This is a genomic window from Paenibacillus glycanilyticus, from assembly GCF_051200795.1.
In the GTDB taxonomy this organism is placed as follows: Bacteria; Bacillota; Bacilli; order Paenibacillales; family Paenibacillaceae; genus Pristimantibacillus; species Pristimantibacillus glycanilyticus.
On record NZ_CP195155.1, the window covers coordinates 5,136,130 to 5,161,152 of the forward strand.

Sequence of the window (25,023 nt, forward strand, 5' to 3'; positions counted from 1 at the left end):
CAATATGAGCATAATAAGAAGGAAAAATGCCGCCCGCCAAGCCGAATCAATCTATATTCAAGATAATAATGATACATATTCGTTATTTAAGTTTTAAGGCCTGTTTATAATATAATGGATGCATAAGTAAGTTCTAATTTCCGTCCCTTTGAACTTCAAAATCCTAGACGGAGGTATCTGTCGATGTCATCTGGCAATTTACACAAGCAAGATCCTTGGGCTTCCTATTATGGGCCCAACCTTGGTTACGTCCAAGAACAATACGAACTTTTTAAACAAAACCCTGAATCCGTCGTAGCCGAGTATCGCGAGCTGTTCGAGCAATATGGCGAACCGCCTCAATACGCAGGCCACACGGCAGCACCAATCGTAACCGCGCAAGCTTCCGGCGGCGCGGCAATCGATGCCAAAGTCCTTCAAAACCTAGTAGCGGCTGGTAAGCTTGTATGGAACATACGCGCTTTCGGCCATTTAGCTGCGGATATCGACCCGCTCGGTATCAGTCCTAAGGTAAGCACCAACATGCTGGAACTTGAAACATACGGTCTAACGCAAGCCGATCTCGCTGCCCTTCCGGCAGAGCTTGTCTGGACGAAAGCTCCCGCTGACGTTAAAAACGGCTGGGACGCGATCGAGAAGCTTCGCAAAGCTTACACCGGAACAATCGCTTACGAGTTCAGCCACGTTCATAACGAAGAAGAACGCGCATGGCTGAAGCAACGCGTAGAGAAAGAAAATCCGGGAACCAAGCTGAATACGGAAGAACGCAAGAAGGTTCTGACGAAGCTGTTCGAAGCCGAACAATTCGAAGATTTCCTGCAACGCACATTCGTTGGCCAGAAACGCTTCTCGGTTGAAGGCAACGACGTTCTCGTAGCTCTCATTGACGAGATGGTCCATGAGCTGTCCAATGACGGCGTTAAACATATTCTGATGGGCATGGCTCACCGGGGCCGCCTGAATATTCTGGCGCATGTGCTCGGCAAGCCTTACAGCAAGATTTTCTCCGAATTCCATAATGCAACGAACAAGAAAATGAGTCCGTCCGAAGGCTCCATCGGCATCAACTACGGCTGGACCGGCGACGTGAAATATCACCTTGGCGCGAACCGTTCGATCGGTACGGGCGAAACGGTTAAGACCCGCATTACGTTGGCTAACAACCCGAGCCACCTGGAGTACGTGAACCCGGTTGTCGACGGCTTCACCCGCGCGGCGCAGGATGATCGCACGGCTCCAGGCTATCCGAAGCAGAACGCCGATCTCGCCGCAGCGATCATTATGCACGGCGACGCCGCTTTCCCGGGCGAAGGCATCGTTGCGGAGACCATGAACCTGTCGCAGCTTAACGGCTACGCGCATGGCGGTACGCTTCATATTATCGTCAACAACAAAATCGGCTTCACTACGGAGAGCCACGATTCCCGTTCGACGCATTACGCAAGCGACGTTGCGAAAGGCTACGAAATTCCTATCGTTCACGTCAATGCCGATGACCCGGATGCGGTAATCGCGGCGGCCCGCATGGCAAGCGAATACCGTACGAAGTTCAAAAAGGATTTCCTGATCGACCTGATCGGCTACCGCAAATACGGTCACAACGAAACGGACGATCCGGAAACAACGCAACCTACGATTTACAAAAAAGTAAAAGCTCATCCGACGGTAAGCCGTATCTTTACGGACAAACTGATTGCGGAAGGCGCGATTACCGAGCAAGAAGCAGAAGGCCTGAAGCAAGAAGTTATCGGCCGTCTGAAAGCAGCTTACGAGGAAATGAAGAGCCGCGAGGGCCAAGAGCCGGTTCATCAAACGCAAGGCCTGCCTAACGATCTGGCAACCGGCGAAGCGGTAGCTCCTATCTCGGTTGAAACCCTTCGCGAGATCAACGCCAACCTGCTGAAATGGCCGGAGAACTTCAAGGTTTATCCGAAGCTGCAACGCATCTTGGAACGCCGCGCAACGGCTGTGAACGACGGCGAGAAAATGGATTGGGGCCATGCCGAGACGCTTGCGTTCGCATCGATTCTGGCGGAAGGCAAGCCGATCCGCATCAGCGGCCAGGACGTGGAACGCGCAACGTTCGCACACCGCAACCTGGTGCTGCATGATGCCGAGACTGGCGACACGTTCTGCCCTCTCCATCACCTGCCTGAAGCGAAAGCATCGTTTGCGATTCATAACAGTCCGCTTTCCGAAGCAGCCGTGCTTGGCTTCGAATACGGCTACAACGTACACGCTCCGGAGACTATGGTCATCTGGGAAGCGCAGTACGGTGACTTCACTAACGTTGCGCAAGTACTGATCGATCAGTTCATTTCCGCCGGCCGTGCAAAATGGCAGCAAAAATCGAGCCTGATCATGATGCTTCCGCACGGTTACGAAGGTCAAGGACCGGAGCACTCCAGCGCTCGTCTGGAACGCTTCCTGCAGTTGTCCGCCGAAGAGAACTGGACGGTTGTGAACCTGTCCAGCGCGGCGAACTACTTCCATCTGCTTCGCCGCCAAGCTTCGATCACGGAAAGCGATGCCGCTCGTCCGCTGATCATCATGGCACCGAAGAGCTTGATCCGCAATCCTCGCGTAGCCGCGGAAATTTCCGAGCTGAGCAACGGTTCGTTCAAGTCCGTTATCGAGCAAAAAGGTCTTGGCGCGAAGCCGGACCGCGTAGAACGTCTCGTTCTTGCGACTGGCAAAATGGCCATTGATATTGAAGAAGCAATCGAGAAAAACGGCGATCAAGAGCTGGATTGGCTGCATGTCGTACGCGTTGAGCAGTTGTATCCGTTCCCTGAGAAAGAAATCGCGGCGATTATCGAACGCCTGCCGAATCTGAAGGAAATCGTCTGGGTACAAGAAGAGCCGCAAAACATGGGTTCGTGGTTCTACATGGAGCCTCGTCTGCGCAAAATCGCGCCAGCCGCTGCAAGCGTAAGCTACATCGGCCGTCCTGAGCGCTCGAGTACGGCAAGCGGCTTCCAGCAAGTACACAGCTTCGAGCAGCAGCACATTTTATTGCAAACTTTAAAATACAGTCCGACGTTGACATATAACACAGGGAGGTAAGCTCACGTGCAACAAATCATAGTACCGGCAATGGGTGAATCAATTACGGAGGGCACAATCTCCAAATGGGTCGTTAAGGTAGGAGACGCCGTTAAACAAGGCGACGTGCTTCTTGAGCTTGAAACAGACAAAGTAAACATCGAAATCAGCGCTGAGCAAGACGGCGTTCTGCAAGAAATCGTGAAAAACGAAGGCGACACCGTTGAAATCGGTGAAGTCATCGGCACAATCGGAGCTGGCAGCGGCGCTGCCGCTCCGGCACCGGCTGCTCCGGCAGCTGAAGCAGCGCCTGCACCGGCAGCCGCTCCGGCTCCTGCAGCTCCAGCTGCTGCTCCGGCTACAGCGGTAGCCGTTGCTCCGGCACCTGCGGCTGACAGCCACCTGAATGCTTCTCCTGCAGCCCGCAAGCTTGCAAGAGAAAAAGGCATCGACATCAGCGAAGCGCAATCGACGCTTGGACGCGTTGAGCTTCGCCCTGCGGCTCCTGCACCAGCAGCAGCACCTGCTCCAGCTGCAAAAGCGGCTCAACCGGAATTTACGTCGAACAAGCCTTACACTCGTACGAAAATGTCCCGCCGCCGCGCGACAATCGCTAACCGCCTCGTTGAAGCACAGCATACGGCAGCTATGCTGACTACGTTCAACGAAGTGGATATGACAGCGATCATGGACGTTCGCAAACGCCGTAAGCAATCGTTCCTGGACAAACACGAAGTTGGTCTTGGCTTCATGTCCTTCTTCACGAAAGCAGTTGTTGGCGCTCTGAAAGAGTTCCCTAACCTGAATGCTGAAATCAACAACGGCGATATCATCGCTAAACAATACTACGATATCGGTATCGCGGTATCGGCTAAAGAAGGTCTCGTTGTTCCGGTCGTGCGTGACGCGGACCGCCTGAGCTTCGCAGAGATCGAGAAATCGATCGTATCCCTGGCTAAAAAAGCACGCGACAACTCGCTGTCGCTGGATGAACTGCAAGGCGGTACATTCACGATCACGAATGGCGGTACATTCGGATCGCTCTTGTCGACGCCAATCCTGAACGCTCCGCAAGTCGGCATCCTGGGTATGCACAAAATCCAGCTTCGTCCGGTAGCAATCGACGCAGAACGTTCGGAGAACCGTCCGATGATGTACATCGCCCTCACTTACGATCACCGTATCGTTGACGGCTCGGAAGCAGTACGCTTCCTTGTAAAAGTGAAGGAAATGCTGGAAGATCCGGAAACCCTTCTTTTGGAGGGCTAAAAAAGTGGGCTGTACCCTTGGGTACAGCCTTTTTTATGTGCGGTGCGGTGTGGCTCGCTGTGGGCAGTCGCTGCGTAAATGTATCTTCTTCCGATCGCTGTGGTCTTTGGGTTCCTTCAACAACTATTGTTTAATGTTGGAACCCAAAGACCAAGGCGAACGCTCCGCTTCTCCAGAAGATACATTTACTCCGCGCCTTCCCGGCTCGCCACGCAACCCACAAAAAGGGCTGAACCCAAGGCTAAAAGCCCATGGGTTCAGCCCTTTTTGCTGTCGCCTATCGTTCCTGACTGACCGCCCAGGAACGATTGCATTTGCGCCTCTGGCGAATGCAAAAGTACATTTAAACGATCGGCTTGGCGGATCGCAGGATAAACAAAATGCAAAAATGCAGGTAAATCCAGCCTAATTATGCCTCACGGGCATAATGGGACGGATTAACCTGCATTTTTGCATCAGAATGAGGATTTTGCGCCGGTTAGCGCAAAACAACCTGCACTTCTGCGTTTGATAAAAGGTTGTTGATTGGCTGACCAGCCCAGCAACAACTAATAAAGAAAGGACTGCTGGGTCATCAGCAGTCCACACACGGCCCCACACACAAGGGCGAGCGACTATGGAGCGAAGGAAGTAAATGTTCTGGAGAAGCGGAGCGTTCGCCTTGCTTTTCCGGTTCCCACCGCTAATACTCGTTCACGGAACCGGAAAAGCACAGCGATTGGAAGAACATTTACTTTCGTAGTGACACACCCATGCGAGCATTTTCCCTGATTCACTTACGTAGAGACACCATCAGCGAGCCCATCACTCACTATAATGGACACGGAAAATCATGTCCTGATTGTAGTTGCCGAAGCCTTTGCCGAACAACGTTAGGCCTCCGACATGGGCGGCGTTGTCTTCGACGGCAAGGCGGAATACCCACTGATTGCGGTTTAGGCCAATCTGGTCGATTCCGACATCCGAAATTTTCTGACCATCGATGAAGGTACCGTTTTTCTGGACTCGGATAATCTTGAGCAGGCCGTACTGATTAACGAAATCCTGCCACCAAGTTGGCGTGTATTTCCCTTTTACGGCTCCGTAATCGCCGGGACTGGTCCACATGCCAATCCGGACGCCGTTCAGGGTAAATACGATGTCCGACGGCCAGTTTTCATTGTAACCCGGCGCCTCGGAGCTGATCTCCAGCACAATCTCGAGATCCTCGGGGTGCTGACCCGGCAGCAGATAATTCGGAATCCGGTACTCCACGTACCCTTTGCCGAACCATAGAATGCCGGCATTCATCCGCTCCGGCTCGAGGAAATACCTCGGGTCATCAAATTGGCCAATGACTTTCTCCGTTGTTGCAATACCGCAGGTCGGATACACCTCAAATTCGGTATAATGGCCGACCGGTATACTGATCTCGTGGGTTTTCTTCGGAGTAAAGCCGGGCTGCGGCAAATCAATCTGGATGCGAGAGGCCGCGATTTCGCAAATTTTATGCGTGCCACCCTGTTTTCTGACCATCTTCGTCTGGATAATTCCCGCTTGCTCGAGCTTGCGGACATGCATTGTTACGATGGCACTGCTCAGCCCAAGCGCGGCAGCCAGATCTTTGACATTCATCGGCTCAGCCGCAGCGGCGAGAAGATCCAGAATATTTAATCGCACAGGACTAGCCAGCGCTTCATAAAGCGGAAGCCAGGCTTGATCGGTATCCGCTTTGATTAACATGTTTCACATCCTGTTACTGAAGTTTAATTCGAATGACGTTCCAGGAAGCTTTGCTCAGAGAAGCTTCAATCGTGCCGTTTTGTTCAAGCTTTGCATTGCCGTTCGCATGCGGTTTCACGTTATCCGGATTTGCTGCCGTATTAACGGCTTGCAGGTCGTCATTCTCAAGGACAATATGCTCGATGACGCGGAACGAGCCAAAGCTGCGAAGATCGATGTCAAACGTTCTCGCATTGTCCAAATCGCGGTTAACCGCAAATACGGTTACTTCTCCAAGTTCTTCGTTATGAACGGCTACCGCTTCCACATAAGGTACATCGGTGTAATCCTTGGAGTCGTATTTATCCGATTTGAGCAAAGGAACCAATACCGTGCCGCGGCCGAACAGGCTTGCATGCATATACGGATAATAGATCGATTGCTTCCATGCGGCTCCGCCGTTCTCCGTCATAATTGGCGCAATAACGTTAACGAGCTGCGCGAGACAAGCCATTTTCACCCGGTCGGCGCGTTTCAGCAAGCTGATCAGCATGCAGCCAACCACAAGCGCATCCTCATGCGTATAAATATCCTCCAGCTGCGGCGGCGCGATAGACCAAGGCTCGATCTTGCGGTCGCTCTCGTTGGAGTGGAACCAGACATTCCATTCATCGAAGCTGAGGTTAATGTTTTTCTTGCTGCGCTTCTTCGCTTTCACATAGTCGGCCGTGGAAATAACCGTCTGAATAAAGGAATCCATTCCTAACGATTGAGCCAGGAAGTTCTTCGTATCCTTGTCTCTATTTCCATAATACTGATGCAGCGAAATGTAATCAACGTTATCGTACGTCAGATCAAGCACGGTTGCTTCCCAATCCGGGAAGGTTGGCATGCCAAGGCCCGAGCTGCCGCAAGCTACGAGCTCAATCGTTGGATCCACCCAGCGCATGATTTTAGCCGTTTCATTGGCAATGCGGCCGTATTCCACGGCTGTCTTTGCGCCAATCTGCCAAGGTCCGTCCATCTCGTTGCCAAGGCACCAGGTTTTAATGTTATGCGGGTCTTTGTAGCCATGCTTAATGCGAAGATCGGACCAATACGAGCCGGAAGCATGGTTGGAGTATTCGATCAGATTGCGGGCATCTTCCGGCCCGCGGGTGCCGAGGTTAACAGCCATCATCGCTTCGGTGTTTGCTTTTTTGCACCAGTCCACAAACTCGTTAAAGCCTACCAGGTTAGGCTCGATTGTCCGCCATGCCAGCTCAAGACGGCTAGGGCGGTCCGCAACCGGACCAACGCCGTCCTCCCAGTTGTAACCGGATACAAAATTGCCGCCAGGGTAACGGACGATAGGTACGTCTAATCCTTTTACAAGCTCAAGCACGTCCGAACGGAAGCCTTGCTCGTCTGCGGACGGATGATCAGGCTCGTAAATACCGCCGTATACCGCACGTCCCAAATGCTCAATAAAGGAGCCGTAAATTCGTTTATCTACTTCGCCTACGATAAAATCTTTGTCAACGATCATCTTTGCACGGTTCGTCATTAAAGAATCACCTCATGATAAATGTATAAATCAATATCTTTATTAAACATCAGTCGATGAAATAATTCAATAACGAATTCTTATATACTTGAATTAACAAAACCATTAATTGTGTAGATTAGTTTCATTTTGAAATACCCATTATTAAGAAGTTCTTTGTTGAGTCCGCAGCCGGTTTCGACTAAACTGGAATCAGAAGGTAATTTTTCGATATGGTTCGCCATTCTTGCAGGAGATGAACTACGCAATGCCCAGCAAAATTCGCTCATTCGACGATGCAGCCGGACATGTTCTACAGCTTTTGACCTCGTTTCTTCATGTCGACACTCTCTTTATTGCGGTACAGGAGGGTTCAAGCCACCGGATCGTTGGGGCTTATAACCGCAGTGACATCCTCGTGCAGACCGGAATGACTTTTCAATCCGACATCAGCGTAATTATTGGACAACGTTCCCACTATATAGTTCCGATATCAACAAGCGATTGCGTCGTTCATGGTGCTCTTTATCTGGTTGACCGGGATCCCTTGTCCCCGAGCGAAGAGGAGCAGTCGGTTCTGAATGCCATGGCCGCCTTGCTTGGTTACACGATAGATTTGGAGTACGCAACCGTTACCGACAGTTTAACCGGGTTGTACAATCGAAGGTTTCTGGACGAGCTGTTCCAGCGGAACATTGAGGCACCTCTAGGGGTCCTGTTTATCGATCTGAACGACTTCAAGCAGATTAACGATCAATTCGGCCATGAGTTTGGAGACCTGTTGCTCATTGAAATCGCCAAACGCCTGAAGCAGCAAATCCGGCACAGCGACCGGATCGTCAGGTACGGTGGCGATGAGTTTATTATCTGCTTCCAGAACTTAAGCGAGGATAACGGCGTTCGGACGGTACACGACAAGATCAACGCTGCTTTCCTGGATCCGTTTCTTGTTCAAGGTAAGCCCATTAGCCTATCGGCCAGCATTGGCATAAGCTCCAATCAAGACCGGTATACCAGTCTCAAGCAGCTGATTACCGACGCTGACCAAGCGATGTATCGAATGAAGCAGTTAAGAAAAAAACCTTGAAGGGAAAGCGCCATACCTAGGCGCCACACCTTCAAGGTTTTTTGTTTTGCTAGCTAGCCGATGAGTCCGCCCACCGCTGTCCATATCCCGGTAATCAGGATCAGCCAAAGCGCGATTGTTTTGAACAGCTTGTCATTAAGCCGTCCAACCGCCTTGATCCCCATAATAACCCCGGCAATAAGCGCCGGAGCCGCCCAGCCTGCCGTCTTCATAGCCGTCTCGTTAAGCAGTCCTTCATACCTATACGTCCCTATCGTAATGATATTCAGGATTAAGGCGTAAGCCGTAATGTTCGCCCGGAAGGTCATCTTGTCGAGGCCTTGGTTAGTCAAAAATAGCGCCACCGGAGGCCCGCTCATCGAGATGCTTCCGTTCAAAAAGCCGCTTACCGCACCAACCGGCGCATAAGCCAGCCGGCCAAGCGGAAAGCTTTTTCCGCTCAGCATCAGGATGGATACGACGGCGACTAGCAGGCCGGCCCCAAGCTTCAGCGCATTCGCCGGAACATATAGCAAGGCATAGGTTCCAAGCGGTGCCGCGAGCAAACTTGCGGCCATAAGCGGCCAAATCTGCCTGATCCGGATATGCTTCCGGCTGCTGTACAGCACGGCAATGTTGGTTAATAGACTTAAGACAACAACGACGGGGACGGCCTGCTGCATCGGCATCAGCTTTACAAGCAGCGGCATAGCTATTAAGGCAAAGCCAAAGCTTGTCAATCCCTGCACAAAGCCTGCAAGCAGGACAATCATAAAAACAAATACCAGTTCATCTAGATGCATAACGGAATGAAAACTCCTGATTCTTTTTAAGCAAGCGATAGACGACTTCAGCTGCCTCCGCGCGTGTCATCGATGCTGCCGGGGCAAACCGGTCACCGCTCCGTCCTTTTAACAGCCCTTGCTCATAAGCCCATTGTACAGATGGCATAGCCCAATCCGCAATTGACGATTTGTCCAGGAAAGGAAGTTCCTTTTCGGCAATAGAGGTAGCCGGGGCTGCTTTATGGGAAATTTCATAGGCTTTGGCCAGCATAACGGCCATTTCCTGGCGTGTAATCAAGCCGTTTGGCACAAACAGCTCTGCCGAACGTCCTTTTACAAGACCCGCTTCATAAGCCGCCGATACGGCTTCGGCATACCAGGCGGATGCCGGTACATCGCTAAAGCGCGAACCTTGACTACCGGTGCCGGACAGCTTTAATGCACGAACAAGGATGGCGGTGAACTCGGCACGGCTGATCGCGCGCTCCGGTTCAAAGCTTGCGGCAGCAGTCCCGTTAATAATCTGCTTCGCCGAGAGGGATCCGATGGCAAGCGCTGCCCAATGCGCATCCGGCACATCCGTATAAGATTTTTTCACTTCAAGCAAACCATAGCTGCTGAAATGCGCAACCTCTGCCTGCCATACGCCATTTACTAATTGCCCGCCAACATAATGGATGGATCCGTCTTCAGCGATATAATAAATGCCCGTCAATTCCGCGTTACCGCTTTGCGATGCCTTCATGCGAAGAGTCAACGGACTGCTGAACCTGGTCAGCTTCTCCGTATTGCCGGCCGCATCGGTTACCGACAACTCAAAGTTATAAACAGTGCCAAGCGCTCGGACATCCGCGCCGGTGCCGGCAAGCCTTGTATCCGCAGCCTCCCCTGTCACGGGCACGAGGCTTAAAGTAATCTTGCTGCCCGCCTCCGTCTTCAGCTTGCCAAGCAGCTCGATTACGACCGCCGAAGGAATCGTGAGGGACAGGTCTGCGGCAGACAAAGTAACAGGCCCTTTCTTCAATTGATCATACAAGCCGGCTGGTAAAACGGCCTGCGTTGTTCCCGTCGGCAACTCTACCGTATAACCGCCCTTGCCGTCCGCAGCCAATTGGGAGGAAGTAACGGTAGCAACGCCGTTCATGTTATTGCTTGATCCCCCGCTATTGCCGCTGCTTGTTCCGCCGTTGCCGTTATTATCGCCGCCGGAAGGCAGATCTCCTACTCTCACCAGCGCAATATCGTCCATGTAGCCCCATGCACCAGCTGGAGCATCCACATCAAAACCAATGGATGCTTTGCCGTCACGAACTGCAATGGTGCTGACCTTATAAGAATGCCAATCGTTCCAGCCGGTATTTACAACATCGGTGCTGTACGTTAATCCGCCGGATTTGGCGAACAAGCTTATCTTCTGCTCGTCGTATACGCCGCCGGAAGCCGATGCGCGGAGCTCGTAAATGCCGTTTTCAAGGTTCTCGAAAGACTGCGTAACCGTATACTTAAATGCCGTGCCCAGCCAATAATTCAGCGCATACTCGCCGGACTTGGCATTAGCCGCATTATGCTCGACCTTAACCGCTCCGCTATCCCCCGTAACCGTCCAAGGTACAAGAGTTCCGGTTTCGAAGCCTGGATTTTGCACGACGTTAACTTCTGCCGCTTCCACTTTTACCAGCTCAAGCTTGTCAAAATACCCCCATGCTCCTGCCGGTCCGTTCACATGAATACCGACCTTTACTTGGCCGTCCGTAACCCGAATCTCCCCAATCGTATATGGCTTCCAGACGTTGTATCCGGCATTCGTTACCGGAGTGGAAAGCGTCTGTCCGCCGGTCTCAGCCGTCAGCGAGATCGTCTGGTCCGCATATTCGCCCCCGGAAGCATAGCCGCGAAGCTCATACGTTCCGTTCTCAAGACCCGTTACCGTCTGCGATACCTGATAAGCAAAAGCCGAGCCCGACCAATAATTCAAAGCGTATTCGCCAGCTTTTGCGTTGCCCGCGTTATGTTCGATTTTCACCGCGCCCGTATCGCCGGAAACCGTCCAATCCGCCAGCGTACCGCTCTCGAAGCCGCCATTTTTCAACAGATTCGGGCTTCCCGTCACCGTCACTTCTACCGAGGTGCGAAGATTCGTGCCCGCCACATTCCCTTGAACCGTAAACGTTCCCGGCGTACTCAACAGCTCCGGGTTATATTCCTCCCATTCAACCGATGCCGCCGTAATGGTCCCTTCGTTATAAAGCACCTTTGTATCTGCCGGCAGTATCAAGGCATCTCCCGTTGCAATCGTAACCGGTGTCGCCGGGTACACGAGGATCGGATCTACGCTTGCGATGCTCCCCGGTACATATTGGAATGCGTTAAGCGAGTCAAGCGCATTGCCGTCATAATCAAACATCGCCTGATTCTCCCATGCATTGCCTTCGCCTTGCTTCCAGCCAACGCCCGGCAGCCAAGCCGGCTCCCAGTAAAAGACCCCGAGTCCCAGCCCGCCTTGCACATGGGCAACGGTGTTCAGCACCGTCTCGGTGACAAGCTTCTGGTTCGCCACGGATGCTTCAAAGCCAACCAGCTTTGTTTCGTTCTCGCCCACCGTATTGGGATGATCATCGCCATTCTCAAGCGTATTGGCATACGACGTTTCCGCCACGACAATCGGCTTGCCGTATCTTGCGGCGATATCGTCCATATTGGATTTCAGCTGCTGGAACGTACCGTGCCAGAACGGATAATACGACATGCCGATAACGTCATAGTCTACATTCCGCGCTTCCATTGCGTCAAAAAAACTGCGGAACTTGCCGTTATTGCCGCCTTCCGCCAAATGCAGCATGATTTGCGTCGTTTGACCGTTTGGCGTAGTATCCCGTACCGCTTTAACGCCTTCGCCGATCAACCCGGCAAGGTTATCCATATTGCCGGTCGATCCGTCGGGCAGCAGCATGCCGCTGTTAATTTCGTTGCCGATCTGCACCATGTCCGGATAAGCATCCGCATCCGCCAGATCGCTCATGACGTCCGCCGTATAATCATAGACAGCTGACTTCAGATCCGCAAAGCTGAGGTCCTTCCACGCCGCCGGCTTTACCTGCTGACCGGGATCCGCCCAGAAGTCGGAATAATGGAAATCCAGAAGCAGCTTCATTCCTGCCGCCTTCACCCGCTCCGCCATCGCAAGCACATGAGCCTTGTCATTGTAGCCATCCGCTTGCACCGGGTCATTCCAAAGGCGAAGACGGACGTAATTGACGCCATGATTTTTCATGATGGTCAACAGATCCTGCTGGATTCCTCCATCGTAAAACTTCACATTCTTATCCTCTAGCGCCTGCAAAGTCGAAATATCGACGCCTTTAATAAACGTATCGGGATCAGACAAATTGCTCTCCGCCGCCTCCGCTTTCTTCACCGGCCCAACGGCCAGCATCGATGTAAGCGCTAACGTAAATGTGAAAAATAAAAGAATGCTTCTTCTCACCATTCGTTTCATAAATTTTCCTCCCCATTTGGCTATAAATAAGGAGGAGACTTTTGTCTCCTCCTTAAGCTGAGAAAATTGTTCTAAGAGAATAGTTGGCGAAAGGAAAAGGGGTGTCCCCTGAGGAGCGTTAGCGTCCGCCTTTGTCTGCAGGAAATCTCCTTAACAAATTGGATTCATCTTTCCTGCAGACAACAGCGGCCGAAGGGGATACCCAGTTCCTGCACGCCTCCCATTCTCGAATCAATCATTTTCTTGCAAGGGAGAGACAACGGTCTCCCCTTATTGATTAGCCAAAAACGCATCGATCTGAGATTGAAGCTCTTTCTGAACCTTCTCGATACCAGCAGCTTTCAGCTGCGCGATCAGATCCGCTTGACCTTTGTCGATGTCCTTGATCAGGCCGTACTCGAGCGGAATCGCGTAACGAAGCATCACGTTGCCTACGTTAGCTACTTCGTTCTTCACGTTGGCGTCGTTGAATACAAAGGTCTCAAGCTTGAAGTGGTAAACCTTCTTTTCCCAATCCGTAGCAATCGCGTCTGCTTCCGCCGGATACGATGCGTCTTTGCGGTTCAGAGGGGAGTTCGAGCCCCAGTTGGAGAAGCCGGTGTAGTTCGGCGTGCCAGGCAAAGCGTTAAACTTGTCATCGCCTACAGGCTCATAGTTCGTGCCCGCAATGCCGTACATGAACAGGTCATGAATTTCTTTATCGTTTTGCAGCAGGTCAAGCACCATGAGCGAACGATCCGCTTTCTTCGACGTCGCATGGATCGCAAAGCCGTTTTGCGTCGAGATTGCCGCGATTTTCTTGCTGTTAGGCGTCAGATCCGCGATAGCCAGCTCAACATTCGGCTGCTCGCGTTTCAGTTCAGCCAGGTTCATCGCTACCGTACCCAGGTTTTGAGCGTAAGAAGCGGTTTTGCCGGCTTTAATATCCTGCCATACGTCGTTTTTGTTGGACACGATATTTTTGGACCATGCGCCGTTGTCAGCCAGATCTTTATAATAAGCAAGAAGGGATTTGAATTCCGGTGTGTCGTAAATGTTGAATACTTTGCCTGTTGCATCGTCCAGCTTGTAAGCAAGCGGCATGCTGTAGTCGACCAGGTTGAAATCATTCGCCTGCTCGAGCAGGATCTGGTCAAGCTCATGCCATTTCCAGCCGTCGGCGCCTTTGGCGTTAAAGCCGTTAATGCCTTTTTCGTTAGTCGCAATCGCCTTCAGGTAAGCCGCGTAAGTCTCAGGGCTGTTAACCGGCTCCAGATTATATTTCTTGCGCAGATCTTCGCGGATCAGTACCGCTTTGTCCGTTACTTCCGGGTTGTTGTTCGGCACCATGAACTGCTTGCCGTTCACCTTGGACTGCTCCCATGCTACCGCAGGCATAGCTTTCATCGTTTGCGGCATAAACTTGCTGAGCATATCGTCGGTCAGCTCCATGAAGCCGCCTTTGAGTGCCTGGTCATTGTAGAACGCCCAGTTCGCCGTGTATGCGATATCGAAATCTTCGTTTGCCGCGAATTTCAGCGGGTACTTCTGCGTCCAGTCCGCCCAATCGAGGAACTCGGCATCGATGGTTGCGTTAACCTTTTCTTTCAGCTTTTTATTGATCTCCGCGAATACCGCGTCGTAATCAACAGGCTTGCCGCCAACCATCAGCATTTTGATCTTTAGCTCTTGCGAAATGTCAACCGCGCCGGCATCAGCCGATGCCGCAGGAGATTGCGATTCCGCGGCAGGCGACCCTGTCGCTCCCGCATTTGTTCCGCCGTTATTACCATTGTTGCTGCCGCATGCACCAAGAACCGTAGCAGATAGGGCAAACGTTGCTGCCAGCATCATGACCGTTTTTTTGTTTCGCATGTGTATCCCCCTAAATAATGGTAGTCCTATATGATAACCAGGTCGCCCTGAGGTCATCCTAACCTTTTACCGCGCCAAGCGTGAGGCCTTGCACGAAATAACGCTGAATGAACGGATAAGCGAGCAGGATCGGCCCGGTAGCGACAATCGTCATCGCCATCTTCAAGCTTTCCGTCGGAATGTTGGTCGTGACGACAGCTCCCGAGGCGACCATCGCTTTACGCATGCCATCCATGTTGCCAAGCATTTTGTACAGATAATACTGAAGCGGCATCAGCTTCTCGTCGCTGACGAACAGCAGCGCGTTGTACCAGTCATTCCAGTAAGCCAAAGCGATGAACAAACCGATGGTGGCAAGTACAGGCTTGGACAGGGGCAGGATCAGCTGGACGAAAATGCGGAAGTCCCCCGCGCCGTCGATCTTGGCCGATTCGGTAATCGCCTCCGGAATGCTGCTCATAAACGTCTTCATAACGATAATGTAGAACACGTTCAGCAGCATCGGGAGAATAAGGACGATCAACTTGTCTTTCAAATCCAGATACGTAACGATCAGCATATACCATGGTACAAGACCTCCGCTGAACAATGTCGTAAAGAAGAAGAAGAAAGCAAACTGGTTGCGCCACCTGAAATCTTTGCGCTGCAGGACGTAAGCCGTCATCGCGGTTATGAATAAACCAACCAGCGTCCCGGCTGCCGTCACCGCAATGGTGACCCCATACGCCCGGAGCATTTGCTCCGGATATTTAAACAGAATGCTGTAAGCATCCGTGGACCACACCGCCGGTATGAGCTGATAACCCTTCTCCACAATGGAGCTTTCCTGCGATAATGAGGATGATACTACAAGCAGGAACGGTATGAAGCAGATAACAGCCAAGAGCGATATAAAGATGTATCCGATGAATCTCAGCAGCATGATGTCCGCCTGACGTTTAACCCCGCTTTTTCCCGTTTGGGCAATTGCACTCATCTATAAACCCTCCTTCGTAAGCATGTGCTTAGAACAATGCATGATCTTTGTCGTATTTGCGTACCGCATAGTTAGCCAGCAAGATCGTTGCAAAGCCAAGCACGGATTGATAGAAGCCTGCGGCGGCCGATAAGCCGATTTCGTTCGAGGTCGTCAGCGACCGGAAGACGAAGGTATCGATAACGTCGGTTGAAGAGAACAAGAGGCCGTTGTTGCCGACCATGTTGTAGAACATCCCGAAATCTCCTCTGAAAATATTGCCTACGGCAAGCAGGACCAGAATAATGACGGTTGGGAACAGATTCGGCAGCGTAATGCGCCAGATCCGCTGGAACACGTTTGCTCCGTCGATCTCAGCCGCTTCGTACATCTCGTTGTCGATCCCCGTGATGGCCGCCAGATACATAACCGAACCGTAGCCAAGCGTTTTCCAAGCGGATACGAGCACGAGAATGACCGGCCAATAGGAAGGCGTGTTGTAAATATCAACCGGCTGCATGCCTACAGCCTTCAGCAGCACGTTCAGCGTACCCACGTCGTAGTTGAAGAGGTTGTAAGCAATAGCGCCTACGACAACCCACGAAATAAAGTAAGGAAGGAACAGCATCGTCTGCGTTAACTTGCGGAACCATTTGCCCACCGCTTCGAACAAGAAGATCGCCGCCGAGATTTGCAGCACGTTGTTGACGATGATAAAGGCGATGTTATAAAGCGCCGTATTCCTCGTAACCATCCAGGCATTGCCCGATTCGAAGAAAAAGCGGAAGTTGCTGATTCCGTTCCACGGACTTCCGAATATGCCGCCCGTGTTGTTGTATTGTTTGAATGCAAGCACAATGCCGGCCATCGGGACATAAGCGAACAGTATAAAAAAGAATACCGCCGGCGCCAGCATGAGCAGCAGCGTCTTGTTCTGAAGGGCGTAACCCCAAAATCCGCGTCGCTTCATTCGTTTCTCCTCCTGTACAATCTCTCTGTCTTATACGTTAATTATATAAACCTCGCGGCCCCTCCAAAATTAAGCCAAACTACAAAAAGTAATACTTAATCTACGATTTTGGCCGGAAAGTTTAGTTTATAAGGGGAGGAAAAACAAAAGCCCGCAGGCTTGGAAAAACAGCCGCAGGCTTATGAATGAAGGTCAAACGGGCTAGATTTTATGCTTCTTTCGGTATTCGCCTGGTGTCATGCCGGTAAACTGCTTGAACTGCCGGTTGAAATAAATGATGTTCTTGTAGCCGACCCTCTCCGCTATTTCGTATACCTTCAGACAAGGATCCGCAAGCAGCTCCCTGACGCGGTCCATGCGCCGTTCATTCAGCCAGTCGCTGAATAAGGTGCCGGTCTCTTCCTTGAACAAGGTGCTCAAATAATTAGGCGTAAAATCAAAAAACGCCGCTACTTCCTTCAGCGTAATCTTCTGCTCCAGCCGCTCGTCCACAAACGCCATAATATTGTCGAACAGCTTGCGCTTCTGCTTCTGGCGCTTTACGTACAGCAGCTCGGACAGCTCGAAAAACCTTCTTCGCAGCCAGGACAGGATATCGTCGATCGTCTCGAACTGGAACAGTACGGCAGCCTTTTGCGCATCCCATTTCAGCAGCTCGTACAGATTTTCGTTTTGCTGAAGCAGATCGGCATGCAGCTTCGACGTTACCCGGATAATCAGGTCGTACGCATATTGCTTCTGGGATACGCTTTCGTTCTTGTCGAACAGTTTGAGCAGCCGGTCGTCTATCGCTACCAGATCGTAATCGAGGATTGCGGTCAGCATCTCTTCGACGTTCTCCTCGACATTGTGCTCCAGCTTGTCTTCCCTTGCCGTGCCGAAAACATCCTTGATCAGCCGGTTTTTGCCGAGCAGCCACTTCGCGCTAAGGGCTGCCTGCGCCTGCCGGTAGGATTCCCGCAGCTCCTCCGTGTCCCGTGCGGAGCTGCCGGCTCCTGCCGTGATCGTAACCGGGAAGCTCTGGCGGACCTCGCCAACCAGCTCCTCCAGCATGGCGTTGAATCGATCATCGGAGATCGGCGATAAAATAGCAATGCGCTGATCATGGCTGACCAGCACCGTACCTCCGTCATGGTCGCCGACAAACTGCTCGATAAAGGAGGAGATGCTGCGGATCAGGCTGCGCCGCTCCTGTTCGGGAATTTTCCACTCCACGTCATCGATCTCGATAACCGCTGCGGCTGCCCCGTATTGCAGGAGCGAGTTCAGGAACGGGACGATATGCTCCCGCTCATGCTCTTCGGTTGTATCGGCCAGCCACTTAAGCATCAGCTCCCTATTCACCAGCGATAAGGCCTCCGTTACGATCGAATGCCGCTTCCGCTCGCTCTCCACCTGCTTATAGACCGTTTCCAGCATGTCATGCAGCTCCTGGTCCTTGACCGGCTTCAGCAAATAGCCCGAAGCATTCATCTGAATCGCTTCCTTCGCGTATTGAAAGTCCTCGTGACCGCTGATAAAAACAACCTGAACATGCGGGTTCCGTTCTTTCGCCTTCCGCGCGAACTCCGTCCCCGACATAATCGGCATCCGGATATCGGACAGAATGACATCGATCCGCTCATCCTCCATCAGCTTCAGAGCTTCAAATCCGCTGCTTGCCGTCCCCACCACCTGCAAGGGCAGCGGGCTGCCCGTTACCCTGCGCCGCATCCATTCCAGATCTATCGCTTCGTCATCTACTAGTAATACTGTAATCATGCCAGCTGTCTCCTTTGCTCTTCCTCGTCCACGTTGCCCTGCCGGTCTATCGGCAGCAGAATCCGTACGGTCGTCCCTCCGCCGAACACGCTTCCGATCTCAATGCCGTACTCGTCGCCATACCGCAGCTTGATGCGGTCATCCACGTTGCGGATACCGTATCCGCCCGACTGCCCCGGCTGTGCCATTACGGCCTTCAAAGCATCCGGCTTCATCCCGATTCCGGTGTCAATGACCTTCAGCTCCACCTTATTCCCCACTGCTCTGCCGCTGATCCGTATCGCAATATGGCTGCCAAACCAGGCATGTTTAAAGATGTTCTCTACAAAAGGCTGCAATATTAGCTTAATGACTCTGCAATCTTCAAGTCCCCGCTCCATATCGATATGGACATCAAATTTCCCCGCGTATTTTATACGCTGGATGTCCAGATAAGCTTCTACTTGCTCCAGCTCCTTCGCCAGAGGTATAAACACGTGGCCGTCGTTCAGCGTAAGCCGGTAAAACTTCGCCAGCCCTTCCACCATGCCCGTTACCTTCTCCGTCTCCGACAAATTCGCAAGGCTGCCTATCGTCGACAGGGTGTTGTACAGGAAATGCGGATTAATCTGCGCCTGCAGCGCTTCGAGCTCCGCCTGTTTTTTCTGAATGCCTTCCACGTATACCTTTTTGATCAGGTCCTGAATATTCTCCGCCATATCGTTAAACGCACCGGCAATATGAACAAACTCGTCATTGCCGCTGAAGCGCAGTCGCTTCTGGAAGCTTCCCTGCTGGAAGGAACGGAGGAACGTGACGATACGCCTCATTTTTCGCCCGGACAATCTGGCTACGAGGAACCCGATAATCGACATCACAAGGAAGCTGATCAGGCATACGTAGAAAATAACGCTCCCCAGCTTGCCCGCATCTTTTCTCAGGTATTCGTTCGGAACCAGCGTCTCTATTACGAAGCTGGTGTTCGGAATCTTATTTTGCATAACGAGATAAGTGCCGTTATCCTCCTCTGGCATCGTGCTTGCAGCAGCAGCCCCGTCCGTATCCCCATTGTCTCCCCGTTGATAGAGAACCGTATCGCTGCCCGTGTCCACCAGGCGAAGAATAAGCCCCTCCTCGGTTGGAAACGCTTTAAAATCCCCAAGCAAATCATCCAGCCGCGTCGTAATCCGGACATAGCCGATAATCGTCTTATAATCGTTGTAAGAGACCAGCTTCCGGAAATGCGAAATATTGTTCAGGGTCCGGTCGGTATCGACCTGCAGCCATATATTATCCTTGTCCGAGTCTTGGATGGCGTTAAACCATGACTTATTCGTAATCTCGCTGTACGGCAAAATGTAATAATCGCTGTCCTTAATCTCCTCGTACATGCTGTCTCCGTCAACCTCGTTCAAATAGCCGTTGGTCGTATAAACAAGCAGCCGGATATGATTGCCGTACAAGTGGAGCGGTGCCTGAATCTGAGGCACGATCTCATCCAGCATCGTCAAATACGTCTGAAGGGGATCGCCCTTCTTCTGCAGCGCCCGCTGAAAGGATAAGCTGCCGAACAGCGTATCGGACATCCGCTGAATCTCGCCCAGCTGGTAGCTCAGATTATTTTCCGTCTGCTCCATGGCCGTCTTAATGTTGGTCTCTGCCATTTCCGTACGGGATTGCACCAGCATCGTATACGAGAAATAGCCGATAACCGCGTCCGTAACCAAGACCAGCAGCAGGTAGGAAATCATCATTTTATACGTAAACGGCATGAAGGTTCTCATCCGCTTCTCCATGTTGCTGCGCCCTCCCAGGTTCTATCGTTCATGAATAGGGAAATCATATACGAATTTGTCTAATAAATAAATAGGAGATTACTTGAACGCTTAGGGCATATCCAACCGCCGCCGCGGCATACACATGGTATGAACGGTATTTATCAAGTACGGGGGGATAGCGGAATGAATCAGGATGAGATCCGTGCACTGGAATATGCCATCGATGAAATTACGGAAATCGCGACAGGTTTCGGTCTAGATTTTTACCCGATGCGTTATGAGATTTGTCCGGCGGACATCATTTACACCTTTGGCGCTTACGGGATGCCGACGCGCTTCAGCCACTGGAGCTTTGGCAAAACGTTCAACAAGATGAAGATGCAATACGACTTCGGTCTAAGTAAAATATACGAGCTTGTTATCAACTCGAATCCGTGTTATGCCTTCTTGCTCGAGGGCAACTCGCTGATTCAGAATAAGCTTATTGTCGCGCACGTTCTGGCCCACTGCGATTTCTTCAAGAACAATGCCCGCTTCAGCCAAACCAACCGCAACATGGTGGAGAGCATGTCCGCTACCGCCGACCGCATTCATCAATACGAGATGGACCACGGCACGGAAGCCGTCGAGAAGTTTATTGACGCCGTTCTGGCCATTCAGGAGCATGTGGATCCGACCATTATTAAGCCTTACCAGCTGGATAAGACCCGGTATATCGAGCTGCTGACGAAGGAAAAATCTCGTTCCTCGAAGCAGTCGGCAAAGTCGGAATACGAGGATTTGTGGTCACTCGAGGAGATCGCCGAGTCGGCTGGAGCAGCCCCTCCGGCGTCCAATCACTTCCCTCCGGAGCCGGAGAAGGATCTGGTCTGGTTCATCGAGGAATATTCGCCAAAGCTTGAGCCTTGGCAGCGCGACATCATGTCGATGCTCCGCGACGAGATGCTTTACTTCTGGCCGCAGATCGAGACGAAGATCATGAACGAAGGCTGGGCTTCGTATTGGCATCAGCGCATTATCCGCGAGTTGTCGCTTACAAGCGACGAGACGATCGAGTTCGCCAAGCTGAACTCCTCCGTCGTTGTCCCTTCCCGCCACAGCCTCAACCCGTATTATCTCGGGCTGAAGATCTTCGAGGATATCGAGAAGCGATGGGATAAACCAACGAAGGAAGAGCAAGCGCGGTTCGGACGCGTGCCTGGCAAAGGCCGGGAGAAAATTTTCGAGGTCCGGGAAGAAGATTCCGACATCTCCTTCCTGCGCAACTACTTAACGAAGAATCTGACCGACGAGCTCGATCTTTACATCTTCGAGAAGAAAGGCCCGGAATGGAAAATTACCGATAAATCCTGGGAAAATATCCGCGATCAGCTCGTCTATTCCAAGGTAAACGGCGGCTTCCCGAGCATCGTTGTCACCGACGGAGACTTCAACCGCATCGGCGAGCTGTACCTGAAGCATAACTACGAGGGAACCGAGCTGGACTTGAAATACGTCGAGCGGACCCTCCCTTATGTCGTGCAGCTGTGGGGCAAAAACGTCCACCTCGAGACCATCGTTGAGGACAAGAAAATCGTGTTCAGCTGCGACGGGAAGAAGACCAGCCGGAAGTTTGTGTAAAGTTTTTGATTAAAAAAAGCCGCATCCAAGGCCTGTTCGTCAGGCACTGGATTGCGGCTTTTCCTTATTATGCGTCCTTCCGCCCGTAACTCCTCGCGAACTTTTTCATCTTCTTGTACGCCTTTGGGTCAAGTCGCTTCACCGGGTAAAACTGCGGGTGATTGGAGTTGACTTCTATGACCCAGAGGCGCTGCTTCTTGTCATAAGCAAAATCGATGCCCAGCTCATGCATGCCTTTGCGTTTGCCGCTGAGATGCTTAGCTATTTTAAGCGATCTCGATTTTAGCTGCGAGATCCGCTTAGCTGTTTTCTTTGGCGAGAGGCCTTGCTTCTTCCCAAGCTTCTCCATCGTATACAGCTTGCCGCCTTGATAATAATTCGTAACAATCTTCTTTGGAGCCCCAACCTTCACTATACAGCCGTTTACGGTCCAGGAGCCGCCCGGCTTGCGCTGCACCATTACCCGGATGTCATACGCTCTGCCGTCGACGCGGTCGAGTGAAATGCCTTTCTGAATAATTAACCTTTTCTCAGACCTCTTGCTGATATGGTCATACACGGCGGAAGTCGTAGTTAACCGCCGGCTAAGCTGCTTTTTGTTCACGATATGCTTGACCGTATAGCCGGAGCCCTTCGCTTTCTTGACTTTAAAAATCCCCACTCCGAGCGAGCCCGTATCCGGCTTTACATAGACCGAGGAATGCTCTGCCAGCATCGATGCCATATGTTTCCGGCTGAACGATACGGTGTGAGGGACAAGCTTCTTCAAGCTTTTGTGAGAAAGTAAATAGCGGCACACCTTAAGCTTTCCGTAGATGTTTCGGCTTTTGTATTTTTTTACGTACATGGAATTCACCCTCCAATCCCAGTGTATGTTCTGTCGCTTAATGCCACTTGTGCTGAAGTGGATAGGCCTCCATACAACTGCTGCTGCAACTATTCGGCTCATGCTCCCGTTAAGTAATTATTAGGAGAGTGGTGTCTCGTGCAAAAAAATGCGGTTATCCTCTGTTCAAGCCTGCTGCTTATTCTAGGATTGGGCGCAATCACCTATTGGGCGCTGGCAAGGGATCATTCCCAATCGATTAAAGGAAATGCCGTCATCGACTGGGTGGATTTCGTTAAGCTTAACGGTCATACCTACACCGGTCTTTATGACGGCGTGCTTGTGAATCCGGACGACGTAACGGATGCTGTGGCAGGCAAGGTGAAGTTCAAGGTAGGGGATGTTGTCTCCAATCCGGACTACCGGACCAAGGAAGGCGATGCGGCATTTCTTGCTATCGGCACGCAGCTTTATGAGGTAGAAGGTTATAAACCTGAAGAGATCATTGCTGCAGAGGATAAGAGCAGAATTGGCGGGTACCGCATTTATGTGGAAGATTCCTATTACAAAACGTTAAACCGGCGCAGCTTTAAGGACCTTCCTATGGACCAGGTCAGCAAGATCGAACTGTATAAAATGAACGAAACCATACCGTACCGGACGCTTGTGAATCAAGAGCAAGCCGACTTTATCCATTTATTGAAATCCGGCGAATATAAGCCTACTTATACGCCAAACACCCAGAATGGAGACCCGTCTTATTATTCAATGGTCTTTTATACGAATGAGCCGATCGCCTATTCCTTCAGTATTGCCGACGACGGCGACCATGTTTTCTTTTACCCGTGGGACCTCAGTCTTGTCGATAACCGGATACGGACATTAATGGCCGATTCTAACAAATCCTGAAATCCTGATAACCAAACTAAACAAAGGGCTGTTCCCTCTGCCAAAATCGGCTTTCGGGAACAACCCTTTTTTTGTGCTGAGCTAAAGCTCCTCTTCCTTCTATCGGCTGCTTCGCGCTTGTCCATGGAGCCCTTCCCAAAGCACCAGCTATAGCACGAAGCTACGTCTTACGGAACAGCTTCCCTATTTCAGCTTCTATTCCGTAATCGTCTTCGTATAAGTACTGTTTGTTGTGATGTAGACGGTTTTGCCGTTTACTTTAATTTGGTACCAGTAGCTGTTGACTTTCTTGATCAGCTCGGCTTTTTGGCCAAGCTCCAGTCTGCCAACCGTGGACGAGCTCGAGCTCGCAGCCGATTTCAGGCTAACCCAGCCCTTGACCGTTACCACATATGTAGTCTTCTCATTGGACGGATTCGACGGTGTCGGATCCGGAGTTGGCGTTGGTGCAGGCGTTGTAGAACCGCCGCCTGTTGATGGGCCCGTCCAAGCCGGAACCGGCTTTTGCGGCGGCAGCACATACGACTCAGGAATGGTAGGCGCTTTAATCGTTTTGCCTGCCATACCCGTGAATCCGGCTGCAGGGACTACGCGGCGGGCTTCCTTGAAGTTCTCGCCCCACCAATATTCCCAGCCGTCAACCGTGCCAAGCGCTGTTGGGTTGCCGTCCGAGCGGGTGCCGATAACAACCGGCTGACCATCGCGGTTAGTTCCCATGTAAATCGCAACGTGCATAATATGATCGGTTTCCTGCCAGGTCAGAATATCGCCAAGCTTCAGGTTCTCAATGCCGGTAAGCTTCCACTTGCCGTTCACCTTCTGTTTGCCGACACCGGCAACCTTTGTGCCAACCGTGTTGTAATTTGCGGATGTTCCTGTAACGTTAATGCCAAAGTCCCCGAATACGAAACGGACAAAGCCCGAGCAGTCCTCGTAGCCGTATTTGCCGTAAGCATCCGAACCGCTGCCATACACCATATAACCGTTTTCCATATACCAGATCGCCCGTTCGACGATTTGGTAAGCGAGAGTGTTCGACTGACTTCCGTATTTCGCCCGGAAATCCGCCACATTATAGAGCTCGTCCTTCATATAGCTATCCGCGTTTATGTACTCATTGTATTTCTTTACTGCGCTTGCCGTAGTCCAGGTCGTGCTTGCGTTTGCAATGCCGGCTGTCCCTAGTAAAGATCCGATAATAGCGAGGCTTAGTAATTGCTTTTTCATGCTTTTGTCATCCCTCCCACCCCTATTAAAATATATGCCAACTCTCACCGCAATGACCAAAAAGTACCACTATTGATAGACGGAGCCAATCTTACGGCCTTCTAATTTTCTAACCTTTACCAATGTTTTTTCTTAGTAAGCTTTAATGAAAATCCTCGTCAAACCTAGGCCGTGACTAGCTTTGATAGCATCCGGGAAGCCGCGTTTTTAGGCTGTTTTCCGTCATTTTGCAGGATAAAAATTCCTCAAAAAATCAT

The 25,023-nt window shown here is 51.5% G+C and carries 16 protein-coding genes; 5 read left to right on the forward strand and 11 right to left on the reverse strand.

Features of this window, described 5'->3' with window-relative positions; all coding sequences use genetic code 11:
• Window positions 1-183: 183 nt before the first annotated feature.
• Window positions 184-3,066 (forward strand): 2-oxoglutarate dehydrogenase E1 component, encoded by a 2,883-nt coding sequence (locus ACR9FF_RS23140; RefSeq protein ID WP_435165255.1) that lies wholly within the window; start codon window positions 184-186, stop codon window positions 3,064-3,066.
• Window positions 3,067-3,072: 6 nt separating this feature from the next.
• On the forward strand, window positions 3,073-4,314 hold the full coding sequence (gene odhB / locus ACR9FF_RS23145) for a 2-oxoglutarate dehydrogenase complex dihydrolipoyllysine-residue succinyltransferase (protein WP_127493003.1): 1,242 nt from the start codon (window positions 3,073-3,075) through the stop codon (window positions 4,312-4,314).
• An 804-nt stretch (window positions 4,315-5,118) separates the two neighbouring features.
• On the opposite strand, the gene ACR9FF_RS23150 is transcribed toward odhB, so the two are convergent.
• Window positions 5,119-6,036 (reverse strand): ArsR/SmtB family transcription factor, encoded by a 918-nt coding sequence (locus ACR9FF_RS23150; RefSeq protein ID WP_317980796.1) that lies wholly within the window; start codon window positions 6,034-6,036, stop codon window positions 5,119-5,121.
• 13 nt (window positions 6,037-6,049) lie between these two features.
• Entirely contained in the window at window positions 6,050-7,561 is a 1,512-nt protein-coding gene (locus tag ACR9FF_RS23155; RefSeq protein WP_127493013.1) for an alpha-N-arabinofuranosidase, read from the reverse strand.
• 247 nt (window positions 7,562-7,808) lie between these two features.
• Between ACR9FF_RS23155 and ACR9FF_RS23160 the strand changes: the two genes are divergently transcribed.
• Window positions 7,809-8,627 (forward strand): GGDEF domain-containing protein, encoded by an 819-nt coding sequence (locus tag ACR9FF_RS23160; protein ID WP_164775403.1) that lies wholly within the window; start codon window positions 7,809-7,811, stop codon window positions 8,625-8,627.
• Between the two features lie 53 nt (window positions 8,628-8,680).
• Here the strand turns inward: ACR9FF_RS23160 and ACR9FF_RS23165 are convergent, their stop codons facing one another.
• From ACR9FF_RS23165 to ACR9FF_RS23195, 7 genes are all read right to left on the reverse strand, one after another.
• Window positions 8,681-9,409 carry a sulfite exporter TauE/SafE family protein gene (locus ACR9FF_RS23165; RefSeq protein WP_435165262.1) on the reverse strand — a complete coding sequence of 243 codons (729 nt, stop codon included), beginning with the start codon at window positions 9,407-9,409 and terminating at the stop codon, window positions 8,681-8,683.
• Window positions 9,396-12,887: a glycosyl hydrolase 53 family protein gene (locus tag ACR9FF_RS23170; protein ID WP_435165265.1), complete on the reverse strand. Its 3,492-nt coding sequence runs from the start codon at window positions 12,885-12,887 to the stop codon at window positions 9,396-9,398. Before ACR9FF_RS23170 ends, ACR9FF_RS23165 begins: the two co-directional genes overlap by 14 nt.
• Before the next feature lie 270 nt (window positions 12,888-13,157).
• A complete protein-coding gene (locus ACR9FF_RS23175; RefSeq protein WP_435165268.1) occupies window positions 13,158-14,741 on the reverse strand; it encodes a DUF3502 domain-containing protein in 1,584 nt (527 codons plus the stop codon).
• Window positions 14,742-14,799: 58 nt separating this feature from the next.
• Entirely contained in the window at window positions 14,800-15,717 is a 918-nt protein-coding gene (locus ACR9FF_RS23180; RefSeq protein ID WP_127493021.1) for a carbohydrate ABC transporter permease, read from the reverse strand.
• Between the two features lie 28 nt (window positions 15,718-15,745).
• Window positions 15,746-16,666, reverse strand: a complete 921-nt coding sequence (locus ACR9FF_RS23185) for an ABC transporter permease (protein WP_435165272.1) — start codon at window positions 16,664-16,666, stop codon at window positions 15,746-15,748.
• A gap of 201 nt (window positions 16,667-16,867) precedes the next feature.
• The gene (locus ACR9FF_RS23190; protein ID WP_435165275.1) at window positions 16,868-18,427 is read right to left on the reverse strand and encodes a response regulator; all 1,560 of its coding nucleotides are present in this window, start codon (window positions 18,425-18,427) and stop codon (window positions 16,868-16,870) included.
• Window positions 18,424-20,202, reverse strand: a complete 1,779-nt coding sequence (locus ACR9FF_RS23195) for a sensor histidine kinase (protein WP_435165278.1) — start codon at window positions 20,200-20,202, stop codon at window positions 18,424-18,426. Before ACR9FF_RS23195 ends, ACR9FF_RS23190 begins: the two co-directional genes overlap by 4 nt.
• Before the next feature lie 165 nt (window positions 20,203-20,367).
• On the opposite strand from ACR9FF_RS23195, the gene ACR9FF_RS23200 reads away from it, so the two are divergent.
• Window positions 20,368-21,804, forward strand: a complete 1,437-nt coding sequence (locus tag ACR9FF_RS23200) for a SpoVR family protein (protein WP_127493028.1) — start codon at window positions 20,368-20,370, stop codon at window positions 21,802-21,804.
• A 67-nt stretch (window positions 21,805-21,871) separates the two neighbouring features.
• Here ACR9FF_RS23200 and ACR9FF_RS23205 read toward each other — a convergent pair whose 3' ends face one another.
• Window positions 21,872-22,651, reverse strand: coding sequence for a YheC/YheD family protein (locus tag ACR9FF_RS23205; protein WP_435165282.1), 780 nt, complete (start codon window positions 22,649-22,651; stop codon window positions 21,872-21,874).
• Between the two features lie 138 nt (window positions 22,652-22,789).
• Here ACR9FF_RS23205 and ACR9FF_RS23210 point away from each other — a divergent pair, with 138 nt between their 5' ends.
• The gene (locus ACR9FF_RS23210; RefSeq protein WP_435165285.1) at window positions 22,790-23,539 is read left to right on the forward strand and encodes a hypothetical protein; all 750 of its coding nucleotides are present in this window, start codon (window positions 22,790-22,792) and stop codon (window positions 23,537-23,539) included.
• A 195-nt stretch (window positions 23,540-23,734) separates the two neighbouring features.
• On the opposite strand, the gene ACR9FF_RS23215 is transcribed toward ACR9FF_RS23210, so the two are convergent.
• Window positions 23,735-24,766, reverse strand: a complete 1,032-nt coding sequence (locus ACR9FF_RS23215; RefSeq protein WP_435165288.1) for a C40 family peptidase — start codon at window positions 24,764-24,766, stop codon at window positions 23,735-23,737.
• Window positions 24,767-25,023: the final 257 nt, after the last annotated feature.